This is a genomic window from Massilia sp., assembly GCF_046293535.1.
Classification (GTDB): Bacteria; Pseudomonadota; Gammaproteobacteria; order Burkholderiales; family Burkholderiaceae_D; genus Telluria.
On the sequence record NZ_JBKBOV010000001.1, the window covers coordinates 254799 to 269505 of the forward strand.

At 65.1% G+C, this 14707-nt stretch carries 15 protein-coding genes; 7 read left to right on the forward strand and 8 right to left on the reverse strand.

Annotated features, from left to right (window positions below; translation table 11 throughout):
* Positions 1–11: 11 nt before the first annotated feature.
* The 6 genes from ACK4S9_RS01175 to rplM form a co-directional block, all read right to left on the reverse strand.
* Positions 12–416, reverse strand: coding sequence for a polymer-forming cytoskeletal protein (locus ACK4S9_RS01175; RefSeq protein ID WP_409720452.1), 405 nt, complete (start codon positions 414–416; stop codon positions 12–14).
* A 186-nt stretch (positions 417–602) separates the two neighbouring features.
* Positions 603–1640 (reverse strand): N-acetyl-gamma-glutamyl-phosphate reductase, encoded by a 1038-nt coding sequence (gene argC, locus ACK4S9_RS01180; protein WP_409720454.1) that lies wholly within the window; start codon positions 1638–1640, stop codon positions 603–605.
* 172 nt (positions 1641–1812) lie between these two features.
* The gene (locus tag ACK4S9_RS01185; RefSeq protein ID WP_409720456.1) at positions 1813–2547 is read right to left on the reverse strand and encodes a hypothetical protein; all 735 of its coding nucleotides are present in this window, start codon (positions 2545–2547) and stop codon (positions 1813–1815) included.
* 20 nt (positions 2548–2567) lie between these two features.
* Positions 2568–3308, reverse strand: a complete 741-nt coding sequence (locus tag ACK4S9_RS01190; protein WP_409720458.1) for a helix-turn-helix domain-containing protein — start codon at positions 3306–3308, stop codon at positions 2568–2570.
* Positions 3309–3518: 210 nt separating this feature from the next.
* On the reverse strand, positions 3519–3911 hold the full coding sequence (gene rpsI, locus ACK4S9_RS01195; RefSeq protein WP_005667904.1) for a 30S ribosomal protein S9: 393 nt from the start codon (positions 3909–3911) through the stop codon (positions 3519–3521).
* 9 nt (positions 3912–3920) lie between these two features.
* Entirely contained in the window at positions 3921–4349 is a 429-nt protein-coding gene (gene rplM, locus ACK4S9_RS01200; protein ID WP_036210443.1) for a 50S ribosomal protein L13, read from the reverse strand.
* A 293-nt stretch (positions 4350–4642) separates the two neighbouring features.
* Here rplM and ACK4S9_RS01205 point away from each other — a divergent pair, with 293 nt between their 5' ends.
* From ACK4S9_RS01205 to ACK4S9_RS01220, 4 genes are all read left to right on the forward strand, one after another.
* The gene (locus ACK4S9_RS01205; protein WP_409720461.1) at positions 4643–6085 is read left to right on the forward strand and encodes an alpha/beta hydrolase; all 1443 of its coding nucleotides are present in this window, start codon (positions 4643–4645) and stop codon (positions 6083–6085) included.
* A gap of 12 nt (positions 6086–6097) precedes the next feature.
* Positions 6098–6829, forward strand: coding sequence for an ATP-binding cassette domain-containing protein (locus ACK4S9_RS01210; protein WP_409720463.1), 732 nt, complete (start codon positions 6098–6100; stop codon positions 6827–6829).
* Positions 6826–8010 (forward strand): ABC transporter permease, encoded by a 1185-nt coding sequence (locus ACK4S9_RS01215; protein ID WP_409720465.1) that lies wholly within the window; start codon positions 6826–6828, stop codon positions 8008–8010. Before ACK4S9_RS01210 ends, ACK4S9_RS01215 begins: the two co-directional genes overlap by 4 nt.
* 85 nt (positions 8011–8095) lie before the next feature.
* On the forward strand, positions 8096–8518 hold the full coding sequence (locus ACK4S9_RS01220; RefSeq protein ID WP_409720467.1) for an OsmC family protein: 423 nt from the start codon (positions 8096–8098) through the stop codon (positions 8516–8518).
* A 30-nt stretch (positions 8519–8548) separates the two neighbouring features.
* On the opposite strand, the gene coq7 is transcribed toward ACK4S9_RS01220, so the two are convergent.
* Both coq7 and ACK4S9_RS01230 read right to left on the reverse strand, forming a co-directional pair.
* The gene (gene coq7 / locus ACK4S9_RS01225; RefSeq protein WP_027865820.1) at positions 8549–9193 is read right to left on the reverse strand and encodes a 2-polyprenyl-3-methyl-6-methoxy-1,4-benzoquinone monooxygenase; all 645 of its coding nucleotides are present in this window, start codon (positions 9191–9193) and stop codon (positions 8549–8551) included.
* Positions 9194–9246: 53 nt separating this feature from the next.
* Entirely contained in the window at positions 9247–9672 is a 426-nt protein-coding gene (locus ACK4S9_RS01230) for a hypothetical protein (RefSeq protein ID WP_409720469.1), read from the reverse strand.
* A gap of 206 nt (positions 9673–9878) precedes the next feature.
* Here ACK4S9_RS01230 and ACK4S9_RS01235 point away from each other — a divergent pair, with 206 nt between their 5' ends.
* From ACK4S9_RS01235 to ACK4S9_RS01245, 3 genes are read left to right on the forward strand one after another with little or no spacing between them, the layout of a single operon-like run.
* On the forward strand, positions 9879–10775 hold the full coding sequence (locus tag ACK4S9_RS01235) for an ABC transporter ATP-binding protein (protein ID WP_409720471.1): 897 nt from the start codon (positions 9879–9881) through the stop codon (positions 10773–10775).
* Between the two features lie 3 nt (positions 10776–10778).
* On the forward strand, positions 10779–14378 hold the full coding sequence (locus ACK4S9_RS01240; RefSeq protein ID WP_409720473.1) for a M1 family aminopeptidase: 3600 nt from the start codon (positions 10779–10781) through the stop codon (positions 14376–14378).
* Between the two features lie 42 nt (positions 14379–14420).
* Entirely contained in the window at positions 14421–14627 is a 207-nt protein-coding gene (locus ACK4S9_RS01245; protein ID WP_409720475.1) for an addiction module protein, read from the forward strand.
* Positions 14628–14707: the final 80 nt, after the last annotated feature.

Consider the following 14707-nt stretch of genomic DNA (forward strand, 5'->3'; position numbering starts at 1 on the left):
ACTCATGCTGCCTAGCCGGCCGTCAGGGACGGCTCGGCGTCGGCCAGATGAAACACCGGCTCGCCCGCGGGTTCGTGGGTCAGTTTCCCGGTCACGAGCGCCCCGCCGTGCATTTCGAGCAAACGGTAATGTACATCACCATGTATGCGGCCTTTCGGCTGTAATTCAAGCAGTTCTGACGAATATACCGATCCGGATATGTAGCCGTTGACCACCAGGCTGGCGCAGCGTACCTCGCCCTCGATCCGGGCGTGTTCCGACACGATCAGCATGCTGTCGGCGCCGTCCGCGGCGACCACGTTGCCGTGCACCTCGCCGTCGATGCGCAGCCCTCCGGTAAAGCACAGGTCGCCCTCGATCCGGGCCGAGATGCCGACCAGGCTGTCAATCTCACTCTTTACTTGTCGACCAAACATGTTCCACCCCTTCCAGTAGGACGCCGACGGTCCATCCCGTGGCGCTGAAATCAACCTGTGCATCGGTCAATTTACCGTTCTCAACAAGAGTGGCCTTGATCTAGATCGTTTGGGGTGGCGTGTTGCCGGAATGTAGGGAAAGGAGGGGGATGCCGCGCGGGCAGAAGCCGCGCGGCAAGGGAAACATCAGGGCAGCAGCGCGACCTGCTTCAGGCCGGTCGCCTCATCCAGGCCGAACATCAGGTTCATGCACTGCACGGCCTGGCCCGAGGCGCCCTTGACCAGGTTGTCCTGCACCACCAGGATGACGACGGTGTTAGCGCCTTCCGGACGGTGCAGCGCCAGGCGCAGCATGTTCGAACCGCGGGTCGAGCGGGTTTCCGGATGCGAGCCGAAGGGCATCACGTCCACGAATTCGCTGTCCTTGTAGGTATCTTCGAACAGGGCCTGCAGCGCGGCGTCGTCGATGTCCTTGGTGAGGCGCGCGTACAGGGTCGCGTGCATGCCGCGGATCATCGGCACCAGGTGCGGGGTGAAGATCAGGCCGACCTTCTGCTCGGTGTAGCGCGCCAACTGGGCCGAGGTTTCCGGGGTGTGGCGGTGGCCGTGCACGCCGTAGGCCTTGAAGTTGTCGCTCGCTTCCGAGAACAGCGTGCCGATCTCGGCCTTGCGGCCGGCGCCCGAGACGCCCGACTTGCAGTCGGCGATCAGGCTGCCCGCATCGATCAGGCCGGCCTTGAGCAGCGGCACGAAGCCGAGCTGCATGGTGGTCGGGTAGCAGCCCGGGTTGGCGATCAGGCGGGCGCCCTTGATATCGTCGCGGTTCAGTTCGGGCAGTCCGTACACGGCTTCCTCGATCAGTTCCGGCGCGGTGTGCGGGATCTTGTACCACTTCTCGAACGTGGCCTGGTCCTTCAGGCGGAAGTCGGCCGCCAGGTCGATGACCTTGACGCCGGCCGCCAGCAGCGCCGGGGCCTGGGCCATGGCCACGCCGTGCGGGGTGGCGAAGAACACCACGTCGCACCCGGTCAGGTCGGCCTTGTCCGGGCTCGAGAAGGCCAGGTCGACGACGCCGCGCAGCGAGGGGAACATGTCGGCCACCGGCAGGCCGTCTTCCTTGCGCGAGGTGATCGCCGTCAGCTGCACGTCGGGATGCACGGCCAACAGCCGCAGCAATTCCACGCCCGTGTATCCGGTTCCGCCAACGATGCCAACTTTGATCATGTTCTGTTCCTTCGTGATGTAAGAATGACCTTTTCAGGACGAGGCTGCATTTTAACAGCGGTGAAAAATGCGTGCGCCAGGGGCATCATGGAAGGAAGTATGGGCATGCAAAGAATATTTGCACTTATGACTCCAAAGGCAAATATTCTTTGCAAGGCGGCTGCGAGCGGCCTCAGCCTTTCGAGTCCGGCGTGATCGACCTGCTGACCTTGCCCTGCTCGTCCAGCATCCGGATTTCCGCCTTGCCGTCGGCGGATACCAGCAGCATCATGCGGGTCCGGCCTTTCGCGTCTTTCAGCTGCAGGGTCGAGCCCTTGTCGCCGGTATTGCCGAGCCAGATGCGATTCTGGTTCAGGCGTCCTTCATTGGCCAGCTTGTCCCAGTAAGCGCGTTGCTCCGCCTGCGGCAGTTTGCTGCTCTCCTCACGGAAGCGCCGTATGTCGGTCACCGCGGCGAGCTCGTAGTAGGGCACGTCATTGATGCTGATGCCGGTCTGCTGATAGCTGGCGCTGTCGTTGTTCATCAGTTGCAGGGCCTGGTCCTGGCGGAAGCGGTCGAAGGTGAGCGACAGGCCGGACGATATGCGGCCGTCGGCGCGAATACTGCCCTTCTGGATCAGGCCACCGTTCTCCGTCCCCTCCTCGTTGATGAACAGCATGCCGGCGACGTCGCTCCGGTTCGGGCGCGCGCCTTCTTTACCTTGCTGGAAGTCGCCCGGGAACTGGGCCTTGTTCGAGATGATCAGGCGTTTGGTGCCGTCCGGCTCGACGATGTTGATGCGGCCGACGGTGATCTCGTCGAAGCTGGCGCGGCGGCCCGGATCGCTGGCGCCGCTCAGGGTCACGATGGCGGCGAGAAGCGCGGCCATGGTGGTGGCGCCGGCAAAGAAGGTACGGATCTGCGACATGAGGTCTCCTTTTGTTGACGTTATTTATTTTTCATGCGGCGCAGGCGCCATTCGATGAACAGGCCGACGAAGCCGCACAGCACCACGATCGCGCCCAGGTAGTGAAGGATGCGGTTGCCCGGCGCCTCGACATGCCTGGTATCGACCAGCTCGAAGCGGCGGCGGCCGTTTTCCGCCGGCTCGACATACACCGTGCCGCGGCTGTCCGGCCACTCCACCGTCACCGGCCGCGCACGTGTCGCCACGAATTCGGCCGAGCGCTTCCCCATCTCTTCGATCGTGATGATCTTGGCAAGCAGTTGCTGCGCCAGGACTTCCCGCCAGGAGCTGAAGACGTTCTCGGCTTCGCCGGGAAGGATCACGCCGGGCGAGCTGTACTTGTAGAGCTTGTTCGAAAAAAAGATGCCGTCGTTCGCGGCCAGCATCATCGCAAAGCCGAGAATCCAGGCGGCGGCCGAGCCGAACAGCCAGTGCCTCGTATGATTGACCCGCGCCTTCACCTCGCCGGCAGCGAACTGGCTCACTGCGGGGATATGGCGCAGGCTTGTTGCCAGCGCTTCCTTGTCGACCTCCTGCAGGAAGCTCGGCGCATCCATCTCCAGGGCCGAGACGATGGTGGTGAACATGTCGGCCGAGGGGACCGACTTGTCGTTTTCCAGCTTGGACAGATAGGACTGCTCGATACCGGCCAGCTGTGCGAACTGCGGCTGGGTCAGTCCGCCGTCAGTGCGGATCTGCTTCAATCTTTCGCCAAAATTCATGTGAGCCTTTCCTGAACGTCAATGGAATGGCACATTCTTGGCAATTCATGCATGACTTGGAAGATGAATATTGGCGAATAATGATGAATCTGGCAATTCCGGCTGCATGAACGAACGCAAAACGCGGCCCAAAAACAAAAAGCCGCCCACCTTGCGGAGGACGGCTTTCGCAGCAGCGCCCGGAGGCGCTGCCAGCAAGCAGAGAAACGATTAACGCTTCGAGAACTGCTTGGCGCGGCGTGCTTTACGCAGGCCGACTTTCTTACGCTCGACTTCACGGGCGTCACGGGTGACGAAACCGGCGCGTGCCAGGTCGCCCTTGAGGCCTGCGTCGTAGTCGATCAGGGCGCGGGTGATGCCGTGACGGACGGCGCCTGCCTGGCCCGACTCGCCACCGCCGTGCACGTTGACCTTGATGTCGAAACGCTCGACGTTGCCGGTCAGTTCCAGCGGCTGACGGATGACCATCAGGCCGGTTTCGCGCGAGAAGTATTCCGAAGCCGGCTTGCCGTTCACGATGATCTGGCCGGTGCCGGCCTTGATGAACACGCGAGCGACTGCACTCTTGCGACGGCCGGTGCCGTAGTTGTAGTTACCGATCATGTCAGTTCCTTAGAGGGTCAGTGCTTGAGGTTGCTGTGCTGCGTGCGGGTGGGTGCCTTCCGCGTACACTTTCAGCTTCTTGATCATGGCGTAGCCCAGCGGGCCCTTCGGCAGCATGCCTTTGACAGCCTTTTCCAGGGCACGGCCCGGGAAGCGCTGTTGCATTTTCAGGAAGTTGGTTTCGTAGATACCGCCCGGGTAGCCCGAGTGACGGTAGTAGGTCTTCTCGGTGGCCTTGGTGCCGGTCACGCGGAGTTTGCCTGCATTGACGACGATGATGTAGTCGCCGGTATCGACGTGCGGAGTGAACTCCGGCTTGTGCTTGCCGCGCAGTCGGAGTGCCACTTCGCTGGCAACACGTCCGAGGACCAAGTCCGTCGCGTCAATCACAAACCAGTCGCGCTGGACTTCATGGCCCTTAGCGGAAAAAGTTTTCATGTTGACTTCCTAATAGGTTAAATGCTCACTGTGGTGGTTCCGCCCTTGTTGCAGCGGACTCTGCCTTATTATTTCCCCGAGCAAAGGGAAAGCCCACGATGATAGCCGAACAGCGGCCAGCCCGTCAATGCAAGCAGTGCCTCCTGTCGCATTTTCCGCCAGCTTCTCTGATCTACTTCTTTCCTTCAAATCAAAGGCTTCCCTCGTCGCATAATTTCATGCGATGGTGCAACAATACGTTGACCATCAAAACGATGCCAATCTACTATGCAGGCGTCCTTTGAGGAGATTGTGTGAAGACAAGATCGTTACTCCCCGTCGCTGCGCTCTGGCTCGCGGTATCGACGACAAGCACGGCAGCCGCCGCCGCCACCCAACCCGTTGTAGCCGACCGCAGCTGCCACCTGCCCGGGGTCACCGATGCGCTGCGCTGCATGACCCTCGACGTGCCCCTTGACCATGCGAAGCCGGCCGGCGCCAAGCTCAAGCTGCACGTCGCCGTGGCGCCGGCGCACCGCCAGGGCACGCGCAGCGACCCCTTGTTCGTGCTCGCCGGCGGCCCCGGCCAGGCGGGCAGCGAGGTCGTGCAGATGCTGACCCTCGCCTTCCACCGGGTACGCGCCACCCGCGACATCGTGTTCATCGACCAGCGCGGCACCGGCCGCTCGGGCAAGCTCGATTGCAAGAACAAGCCCGAACAGGAACTCATGACCGAAGCGCAGCTCGACGCGGAACTGCGCGCCTGCATCGCTTCTACCCGCGCCTCGTTCGGCGCCTACACCACCGATGCCGCCGCCCGCGACACCGAACTGGTGCGCCGCGCGCTCGGCTACGGCGCCATCAACGTCTGGGGCGGCTCCTACGGCACCCGCCTCGGCCAGGCCTATGCGCGCCTGTACCCGGCCAGCGTGCGCAGCCTCGTCTTCGACGGCGTCGCCGCCCCCGACCAGGTCATCCCGGCGGCCGGCCGCGACGCCCAGGCCGCACTCGACAAGATGTTCGAACAGTGCGCCAAGGATGCCGGCTGCAACAAGGCCTTCCCCAAGCTGCGCGCCGAATTCGACGCGCTCGCCGCGAAGCTCGAAGCCGGCAGCATCAAGCTGTCGCTGGCGAACCCGCGCACCGCGCAGCCGGTCGAGGTCAACATGACCGCCGAGCGCTTCTACGGCACCATCCACAGCATCCTGTACTCGCCGGCCGACGCCCGCCGCCTGCCCTTCCTGATCCACAACGCGGCGCAGGGCCGCTGGCAGCCCTTCGTGGCGCGCCAGAACCTGCTCAGCGACTTCGGCGTCGACGGCAACGTGGCGATCCTGCTGCAACTGGCCGTGGTGTGCGCCGAGGACGTGCCGCGCCTCACGCCCGAACTGCGCAAGTCGGACGACAGCCAGGTAACCAGGCTGCTGACCGACCGCTTCCCGGCCATGTGCAAAACGATGAACGTGCCGCCGGTCGCGGCGCGGGCCCCGACCAGGATCGACGCGCCCGCCCTGCTGCTGTCCGGCGCGCTCGACCCGATCACGCCGCCGCACCGCGCCACCGCCGCCGCGAAATACATGCCGCGCGCCCAGCACGTGGTGGTGGCCAATGCCGGCCATGGCGTATCGCAGCTCGGCTGCGCGCCGCGCCTGCTGCGCGAATTCCTCGACAAGCCGCAGGCCAAGCTCGATGCGGCATGCATGAACGAGATCCCAGCCCCGACTTTCCAGCTCGGCAGCGCCGGCCCGCAACCCTGAAGGCGTCAGAACATGATTGAAGTCCACGATGTACGCAAGAGCTTCGGCGCCGTGAAGGCGCTGGGCGGCGTCAGTTTCACCGCGCGCGACGGCCAGATCACCGCGCTGCTCGGCCCCAACGGCGCCGGCAAGACCACCCTGTTGCGCACCCTGGTCGGGCTGCTCAAGCGCGACCACGGCAGCATCGCGATCGACGGCGTCGATCCGGAAAAGGACCCGATGGCGGTACGCCGCAGCATCGGCTTCCTGACCGACCAGTTCGGCCTGTACGAGCGCCTGAGCACGCGCGAATACCTCACCTATTTTGGCGAACTCAACGGCATGGGCCGCCCCGCCATCGCCAGCCGCATCGAGGAAATCTCCGCGCTGCTCGGCATGGACGACATCCTGGCGCGCCGCAGCAAGGGCTTTTCGCAGGGCCAGCGCATCAAGGTGGCGCTGGCGCGCACGCTGCTGCACCGGCCGCGCCACCTGCTGCTCGACGAACCGAGCCGCGGCCTGGACGTGATGAGCACGCGCGCATTGCGCACCGCGCTGGGCGCACTGCGCGCCGATGGCTGCTGCGTGATCATGGCCACCCACGTGATGCAGGAAGTGACGGCCCTGTGCGAGGACGTGATCGTCATCGCCGGCGGCCACACCGTGGCCCAGGGCTCGCCCGATGAACTGTGCCGGCGTACCGGCATCGCCAACCTGGAGGACGCATTCGTGCACCTGGTCGGCACCGAGGAAGGAATCGCATGAAATCCAGGCTGTTGGTCGTCTACCTGAAAGAGCTGCTCGAGACGCTGCGCGACAAGCGCACCCTCGGCCTGCTTGCCATGTTTACCCTGCTCTATCCGATCATGTACGGCTTCATGCTGCACCAGATGATCGAGAAAAGCACCAAGTCCGAGCGCGAAGGCATCGAACTGGCGGTGATCGGCGGCGCCCGCGCGCCGACGCTGATGTCGCAGCTGGGCCAGAAGAACATCACGGTCCAGGAAACCCCACCGATGGATGAGGAAGCCATCGGCGAACTGCTGCGCAGCAAGAAGGTCGTGGCGGTGCTGCGCCTGCCGGACGACTTCGCCGAGCAGTACTACGCCATGCGCCCTGCGCGGGTCGAGGTCTGGTACGACTCGGCAATCGACACCGGCCGCCAGCGCCGCGACGTCGAGGATGTGCTGGAAGCCTACGGTTCCAACGTGGCCGGCGCGCGCCTGTTGGCGCATGGCGTGTCGCCGGCGGCCGTGACCCCGATCCAGGTGCAGCGCTACGACACCGGCACCAATGCCTCGCGCTCGGCGATGCTGGTCGGCACCCTCATGGGCTTCCTGTTCTTCCCGGCCTTCATGCTGCCCCTGTCGGCCAGCGTGGACAGCACGGCTGGAGAACGCGAACGCCGCTCGCTCGAAGTGCTGATGGCGCAGCCGGCCCATACCTGGGAGCTGATCGGCGGCAAGTGGCTCGCCGCCAGCACGCTGGGCATCGTCGGCGTGACACTCGAACTGATCCTGGCGCACGCGGTCTTCAAATGGCTGCCGCTGGAGGAGATCGGCATGACCTGGAGCCTGGGCTGGCCCCAGCTGCTGCTGGTATGCCTGGTCACGGTGGCGCTGTCGCTGCTGGCCGGCGCGCTGTACATCGCGCTGGCGATGAATGCCAAGACCTTCAAGGAAGCGCAGACCATCCTCAGCATCGTCGCCTTCGTGCCCCTCATCCCCATGATGGTGGTGTCGTTCATGGAGCTCAAGACCGCGGACTGGATGTACCTGGTGCCGATGCTGTCGAACCAGACCCTGATCAAGGAAGCCTCCAAGGCCGGCGACATCGGCGCCCTGCCCTACCTGCTGACCTTCCTGTGCTCGGCGATCCCGGCCCTCTTGATCGTGGCCTTCGCCAGCTGGCGCATGAAGAGCGAGCGCTACGTGCTGGCCGTCTAAGTCCTGTCACGACCGGGGCGCCGGCAGAGGCGCCCCGCCTGCCTTACAATGCTCCGTAGTCAATACCTTCAGCGGAGAAAATCGAATGGAAGTGAAAGTCAGCTGGAACGGCCCGTCGGGCATGAGTTTTCGCGCCGAGACCGGCAGCGGCCACATGGTGGCGATGGATGGCGCGCCGGAAGGCGGCGGCCACAACCTGGCGCCGCGCCCGATGGAGATGGTGCTGGTCGGCACCGGCGGCTGCACCGCCTATGACGTGGTGCTGATCCTCAAGCGCGGCCGTGAGGACGTGCGCGGCTGCGACGTCACCCTGCAGGCCGAGCGCGCGGAGACCGAGCCGAAGGTCTTCACCAAGATCAACTTCCATTTCACGGTCACGGGGCGCAAGCTGAAGCCGGCGGCGGTCGAGCGCGCGGTCAGCCTGTCGCACGACAAGTACTGCTCGGCGTCGATCATGCTGGCCAAGACGGCCGAGATCACGCACACGGTGGAGATCGTCGAGGTCTGAGCGGCCGGCGCCCGGCCGCGGCGCCTCTCTTCAGATACGATACGCGGTGGTCGTCATCACCTTCGACATCGCCGTCATCAACATTCGCACCGGCAGCGGCGTCTCGGCCGCGCCCAGCGCCTGCGCCGAGGCACCGTGCGCGATCTCGTCGACCCGCATCTGCTCCACGATCGCACGCGATTTCGCATCCTGCGGCGGCAGGTCCTCGAGATGGCGGTTCAGGTGCGCCTCGACCTGGCGCTCGGTCTCGACCACGAAGCCCAGGCTGTGCGGATCGCCCAGCTTGGCCGCGATGCTGCCCAGCACGTAGGAGCCCGCATACCACAGCGGATTGAGCAGGCTCGGCTGCGAACCCAGCTCGGACAGGCGCTCGGCCGTCCAGGCCAGGTGGTCTTCTTCCTCGCGCGCCGACTTTTCGAACTGCTTGCGGATCGCCGGGCTCTTGCCGAAGCGCGCCTGCGAGTCGTACAGCGCCTGCGCGCACACTTCGCCAACATGGTTCACGCGCATCAGGCCGGCGCTGTGGCGGCGCTCGTCGTCGCTCAGTTCGCAGTCGGTGGCATGCGCGCCCGGGTTCGGGCGCGAGGACGCGGCGACGCCGCCGACCACGCGCAAGGCCTTGTCGAAGCCGGCGATCAGGTCGTCGAGGGAAGAGTTGGAACGGTATGCGCTCATGATGTTGTCAAATGCGATATTCGAAAACATCATTATAGGCCCAGCGGCGCCCGTCAGGCGCCCGGCGCCTCGGCCTTCCTGCGCGCGATCCAGTCGGCCAGCGGTCCCGCCGCTTCCAGCCCGGAGATGTTCTTCGCCACGCCCAGGTTCAGCTCGAGCAGGAAAGGAATCGATGCGATCGGGATTTCCGGGCAATGGCGCCGGAATGCCTCCATGAAGCGCTCGGATTCGACGGTCGGCATCACCTTCGCGCCGCTCATGGTCTGCAGCACGCTGGTGATGGTATGGCCCTTGCCGAGGGTGTGATAGATGAAGCGGTTGAACGCGCGGTCGACCTTCTTGAAGTCGATGGTTTCCTCGGTCATCAGCGCGGCCAGGTAGAACAGGCCCAGCGACACCCGGAACCAGTCGAGCGACTCGGTCCGGTCGCGTCCTTCGCGCATCAGCGCCAGCAGCTTGTCCTGGATGGCCTTGTTCATCCTGTCATTATCCATGTTTCCAGGCTTTACGCGAGTAATGTTTACTTGAGGAAAGTATTGCTGCGCTTTGTCATCCGTTCTGTCCCCGGATTATGCAATCTGGACCATCAAAGCGCCCGTGCGTCGCGAAGTCGCCACAAACCGCAAGACAATTTAATACAATGCAAGTGTTGAAAAAGGTTTATATGCACGCTTGAGGATATGGCATGGAATTGAAAATCCGCAATTTGTCGAAGACTTACGCCAATGGCGTGGTCGCGCTCGACCGTGTCACCCTGAACATCCCGGCCGGGATGTTCGGGCTGCTCGGCCCGAACGGCGCCGGCAAATCGACGCTGATGCGGATCCTCGCCACCCTGCAGGAATGCGATTCCGGCTCGGTCTTCCTGGACGACATCGACGTCCTCGACGAAAAGGACGAGGTGCGCCGCATGCTCGGCTACCTGCCGCAGGATTTCGGCGTCTACCCGAAAGTGACCGCTTACGAACTGCTCGACCATTTCGCCCAGCTCAAGGGCCTGTCGCACAAGCACCGCCGGCGCGAGGTGGTCGACGGCCTGCTCCAGCAGACCAACCTCTGGGAAGTGCGCAACCAGCGCCTCGGCACGTTCTCGGGCGGGATGCGCCAGCGCTTCGGCATCGCCCAGGCCCTGCTGGGCGACCCGCGCCTGATCATCGTCGACGAGCCCACCGCCGGCCTGGACCCGCAGGAGCGGGTGCGCTTCCACAACCTGCTGTCCGAGATCGGCGAGGACAAGACCGTCATCCTGTCGACCCACATCGTGTCCGACGTGGCCGACCTGTGCGCCAACATGGCGATCATCCACAAGGGCCACGTGCTGCTGTGCGGCGATCCGCAGGAACTGACCTACGAGATCGAAGACTACATCTGGGCGCGCTTCGTCACCAAGCAGGAGCTGCCGGTGTTCCAGAAGCGCCACCAGGTCATCTCGACCCGCCTGCTCACCGGCCGCACCCTGATCCACGTGTATGCCGAGACCGACCCGGGCGACGGCTTCGAGCCGACCCGCGCCAGCCTGGAAGACGTCTACTTCGCCACCATCGCCGGCAAGTTCACCGCCGCCGCCACGGGGACCTGCTAGGCCATGCGCCCGCTGTTGGCCATCGCCGGATTCGAGGCGCGGCAGCGGCTGCGGCTGCTGTCGACCTGGATTTATTTCGGCATCTTCCTGGCGCTCGCGATGCTGTGGATGGCGGCGGCGGGCGGCGCCTTCCGCGACGCCATCGTCACCTTCGGCGGCCGGGTCCTGATCAATGCGCCGCGCCAGATCGCGCTGTCGGCCTCCTTCCTCGGCTGCTTCGGCGTGGTCGTGGTGGCGGCCGTGATGGGCCGCTCGGTGCAGCAGGACTTCGAATACGAGATGCAGCACTTCTTCTTCAGCGCGCCGATCCGCAAGGCGGACTACGTGCTGGGACGCTTCCTCGGCGCCTTCGCCACGCTCGCGGTGATCCTGTCGAGCATCGTGCTGGGCGCTTGGCTCGGAACCTTCATCCCCGGCATCGAGCCCGACCGCCTGGGGCCGGGCGCGCTGGCGGACTACCTGCTGCCCTACCTGCTCACGCTGCTGCCCAACACCTTTATCTTCGGCGCGCTGTTCTTCGTGCTGGCCGCGCTGTCGCGCCGCATGCTGCCGGTCTACGTGGCCGCCATCGTCATGACGATCGGCTACATCGTCGCCCCCTCGCTGGCGCGCGACCTGGACTACAAGACCCTGGCCGCGCTGATGGATCCCTTCGGCACCACGGCCCTGATCCGCCTCACCGAATACTGGCCGATCGCCGAGCGCAACACGCGCCCCATCACGCTGGAGGGCGTGTACCTGGTGAACCGCCTGATCTGGGTGGGCTTCGGGCTGGTGGTCCTGCTGCTCGGCTACTGGCGCTTCCACACCACCGGCAATCCCGAGGCGCGCCACAAGAAGGTGCAGGGCCAGGGGCTGGCCGACACGCTGGCCGACGCCGCCTCGCAGCAGCTGTCGCACACTGCGGTCGACACCCGCGAGCCGCCCGACTTCGCGCGCCGCAGCCTGGCCGCCCTGCTGGGGAAGTCGGTGCTGTACAACCTGCGCGAGTCGAGCAGGAACATTTATTTCCTGGCCCTGAGCGTCGCCGGCGCCCTGATCCTGGTCGCCAGCGCGCTCGACCTCGGTTCGATCTACGGCACCAATACCCATCCGGTCACCTACATGGTGCTGGAACTGATCCGCGACGTGTTCGCGCTGTACATGCTGGTGGTGACCACCCTGTTCGCCGGCGAGATGGTGTGGCGCGAACGCGAGGCGCGCATGTCGCAGATGCTGGACGCGATGCCGGCGCCGACCTGGCTGCCGCTGGCGGGCAAGACGCTCGCCCTGGTCGGCCTGCAGGCGCTGCTCCTGGCGATGGCAATGGCGGTCGGCATGCTGATCCAGCTGTTCAAGGGCTGGTTCAGCCTCGAGCCCGGCCTCTACCTGCGCTTCCTGTTCACCGTGCTGCTGCCGCAGTATGCGCTGCTGGCGGTGCTGGCGGTGGCGGTGCAGGTGATCGTCAACAACCGCTACCTGGCCTATTTCATCCTGATCGCCCTGTACCTGGTCTTCACCACCGCGGCGAGCATGGGCTACGACCACCCGATGCTGGTGTACGGCGACTCCCCGTCCTTCACCTATTCGGCCATGAACGGCTTCGGTCATTTCCTGGTGCGCGAGCACCTGTTCCAGCTCTACTGGGGCGGAATGGCCCTGATGCTGATGGTGGCGGCGCGGGTGCTGTGGGCGCGCGGCGTCGACAGCGGCTGGCGCGAGCGCCTGCGCCTGGCGCGCCGCAACCTTTCCCGGCCGGTGCTGGCCTGCTTCGGCGCCGGCTTCGCGATCTTCGCGGGCACAGGCAGCCTGCTGGCCTACGAGCTGCACGCCGGCGGCTACCTGACCGGCGCGCAGCAGGAAAGCCTGCGCGCCGAATACGAACTGCGCTACCGCCGCTACGCCCGGCTGCCGCAGCCGCGCATCGCCGACGTGCGCCTGCGGGCCGACATCCGGCCCGAGCAGCGCACTCTCGGCGTAACGGGCGTCTACCAGCTGGAGAACCGCAGCGGGGTCCCGATCCAGGACCTGGTGCTGTACCAGCAGCGCGGCGCCGAACTGTCCCTGCGCTTTGCGCAGCCGGCGCGTCCCGTGCAGCTCGACCCGGAACGCGGCTTCTACCACTACCGCCTGGCCCAGCCATTGGCGCCCGGCGCGCGCATGGCGCTCGAGTTCAGCCTGCGTTACCGGCCGGGCGGCCTGCTGGGAATCGGCCGCGACACCCCGTTCGTCGCGAACGGCACGTTCTTCACCAACGAAGTCATGCCGCGCGTCGGCTACCAGCCGTCGGTGGAACTGAGCGACGACCGCGACCGCAAGCGCCGCGGCCTGCCGCCGAAGGATCCGCTGCCCGCGCGCGAGGACCCGGCGGCACGCGCCAACAACGTCCTGGGCGTGGATGCCGACTGGATCGGTTTCGACGCGGTGCTCGCCACTTCCCCGGACCAGATCGCGATCGCCCCGGGCACGCTGGAAAAGGAATGGATGGACAAGGGACGGCGCTACTTCCACTACCGGATGAGCAAGCCGATCCTGAATTTCTACGCGGTCCAGTCGGCGCGCTACGAGGTGCGGCACGACCGCTGGCAGGACGTGACCATCGACGTGTTCTACCATCCGGGCCACGACGCCAATGTCGAACGCATGATCCGCGGCGCCCAGGCCAGCCTGGAATACGCGTCGCGCAACTATGGCCCCTACCAGTTCGGCGAACTGCGCATCGTCGAGTTCCCTCGCTATGCCAGCCATGCGCAGGCCTTCCCGGGCACCATCCCGTTCTCGGAAAGCGCCGGCTTCATTGCCCGCATCGACGACGATTCGCCCAAGGACATCGACTATCCCTTCTACGTCAGCGCCCACGAGACCGCCCACCAGTGGTGGGGCCACCAGCTGGCCGGCGCCCACGCGCGCGGTTCCAGCGTGCTGTCGGAGAGCCTGTCCGAATACACCGCGCTGATGGTCATGAAGCGCGCGGTCGGCGGCCAGAAGATGCGCCGCTTCCTGCGCTACAACCTGGACGCCTACCTGATGGGCCGCGCCACCGAGCGCCGCAAGGAATTGCCGCTGGCGCAGAACGAGAACCAGGACTACGTCCACTACCGCAAGGGCAGCCTGGCGCTCTACCTGCTTGCCGACCTGCTGGGCGAGGACGTCGTCAACCACGTCTTGAGCAGCCTGCTGCAGGAGCATGGCTTCAAGGGCGCGCCCTACCCGACCGTGCTGGCGCTGGTCGACCGCCTGCGCGCCGTGACCCCGCCCGACAAGGCCTACCTGGTCGACGACCTGTTCGAGCACATCGTGCTGTACGAGAACCGTGCCGACAGCGCCAGCGCGCGCCAGCGTCCGGACGGCAAGTTCGAGGTGACGATCCGGGCGCACGCCGGCAAGGTGCGCGCGGACGAACTGGGTGGCGAGAAGCCGGCGCCGCTCCAGGACTACATCGAATTCGGCGTCGACGACCGCAACGGCAACCCGCTGGCGCGCGAGCGCCGCCTGGTCGAAGGCGCCGGCCAGACCGTGACGCTGGTGGTCGGCGGGCGTCCGGCACGGGCCGGCATCGACCCGGACAATAAATTAATTGACAGGAAACCAACGGACAATATGGTTCCTGTCGACAACCCCTAAAACCCAAGTTATTATTTCAAAAATATTACCGGAAGGAGCATCATGTCGAACCTGGTTGCCGAGATCGCGGAAAAAATCCAGATGTTGAGCGCTGAGGAGAAGCACGCCCTGGTGCGCCTGCTCCTGCAGGATATCGACGGTCCCGACGAGGATGCCGACGAAGCCTGGCACAACGAAGTCATCCGCCGGGTCAAGGCGATCCGCAATGGCGAGACGGCCATCCGCGCGCTGCAGGAATGGCAGGAGTAAAGCCAGCGCTTCACGATGCGACCCGAGAAACCGCGGCCTGGCCGCGGTTTTGCATTTCAGCAGCCCGACACGTACGTACA